Source organism: Bradyrhizobium sp. STM 3843, assembly GCF_000239815.1.
Lineage (GTDB): Bacteria > Pseudomonadota > Alphaproteobacteria > Rhizobiales > Xanthobacteraceae > Bradyrhizobium.
Genome location: NZ_CAFK01000172.1, coordinates 1 through 1,929, shown reverse-complemented (window position 1 = coordinate 1,929; position 1,929 = coordinate 1). Strand labels below are relative to the sequence as shown.

At 66.5% G+C, this 1,929-nt stretch carries 1 protein-coding gene; it reads left to right on the top strand.

The window, feature by feature from the left end:
* The coding region (locus BRAS3843_RS18585) for a hybrid sensor histidine kinase/response regulator (RefSeq protein WP_035982123.1) at positions 1-1,929 on the top strand (1,929 nt) is incomplete at both ends.

Genomic DNA, 1,929 nt, shown 5'->3' with positions numbered 1-1,929 from the left:
ACCGAGTTCAAGGTGCCGCTGCAGCGGCTCTCCAACGTCACCGCCGAGCTGCAGGAAGGCGTCATGAAGACGCGCATGCAGCCGATCGGCAATGCCTGGCAGAAGCTGCCGCGCATCGTGCGCGACCTCGCCACCGAACTCGGCAAGCAGATCGAGCTCGAGATGCACGGCGCCGACACCGAGCTCGACCGCCAGGTGCTCGACCTGATCAAGGACCCGCTCACCCATATGGTGCGCAACTCCGCCGACCATGGTCTCGAGACCCCGGCCGAGCGCGCCGCCGCCAGCAAGCCGGAGCAGGGCACGATCCGGCTCTCCGCCTATCACGAAGGCGGCCACATCATCATCTGCATCGCCGACAACGGCCGCGGGCTCAACACCGAGCGGATCAAGGCCAAGGCGGTCGGCAACGGCCTCGTCAGCGAGGCCGAGCTCGAGAAGATGACGGAAGCCCAGATCCACAAATTCATCTTCGAGCCGGGCTTCTCGACCGCGGCCGCCGTCACCTCGGTGTCCGGGCGCGGCGTCGGCATGGACGTGGTGCGCACCAATATCGACCAGATCGGCGGCACCATCGACATCAAGTCGGTGGCCGGCGAGGGCACCTCGGTCACGATCAAGATCCCGCTGACGCTCGCCATCGTCTCGGCGCTGATCGTCGAGGCCGGCGGCGACCGCTTCGCGATCCCGCAATTGTCGGTGGTCGAATTGGTACGGGCGCGCGCCAATTCCGAGCACCGCATCGAGCGCATCAAGGACACCGCGGTCTTGCGCCTGCGCAACAAGCTGTTGCCGCTGATGCATCTGAAGAAGCTCCTGAAGATCGACGACGGCTCCTCGACCGACCCGGAGAACGGCTTCATCGTGGTAACCCAGGTCGGCAGCCAGACCTTCGGCATCGTGGTCGACGGCGTGTTCCACACCGAGGAAATCGTGGTCAAGCCGATGTCGACCAAGCTGCGCCACATCGACATGTTCTCGGGCAACACCATCCTGGGCGACGGCGCGGTGATCATGATCATCGATCCCAACGGCATTGCCAAGGCGCTCGGCGCCGCCGGCTCGGCCTCGCAGGCGGTGGCCGACGAGCACGCGCTGCATCACGCCACGACCGGCGAGCAGCTCACCTCGCTGTTGGTGTTCCGCGCCGGCACGGCGCAGCCCAAGGCGGTGCCGCTGGCGCTGGTCACGCGGCTCGAGGAGATCGCGGCCGACAAGATCGAGATCTCGAACGGCCGCTACATGGTGCAGTACCGCGATCAGCTGATGCCGCTGGTGCAGATGGAGGGCGTCTCGGTCCAGACCACTGGTTCGCAGCCGATCCTGGTGTTCGCCGACGAGACCCGCGCGATGGGCCTCGTGGTCGACGAGATCATCGACATCGTCGAGGAGCGGCTCCACATCCAGGTCTCCGGCTCGCGCGATGGCATCCTCGGCTCGGCGGTCATCAAGGGCCAGGCCACCGAGGTGATCGATGTCGGCCACTTCCTGCCGATGGCGTTCGCCGACTGGTTCATCCGCAAGGAGATGGCGACCGAGGCACAGACCCAGTCGGTGCTGCTGGTCGACGACTCGCCGTTCTTCCGCAATATGCTGGCGCCGGTGTTGAAGTCGGCCGGCTACAAGGTGCGGACCGCAAGCTCGGCGATCGAGGGCCTGGCCGCGCTGCGCTCGGGGCAGAACTACAACATCGTCGTCACCGATATCGAGATGCCGGAGATGAACGGCTTCGAGTTCGCCGAGACCATCCGCGCCGATCAGCATCTGCACCACCTGCCGGTGATCGCGGTGTCGTCGCTGGTGTCGCCGGCGGCGATCGAGCGCGGCCGCCAGGCCGGCTTCTACGACTACATCGCCAAGTTCGACCGTCCGGGCCTGATCGCGGCGCTGAAGGAGCAGGTCGAGGAGCGGGCCCGCGCCGAAGCCGCC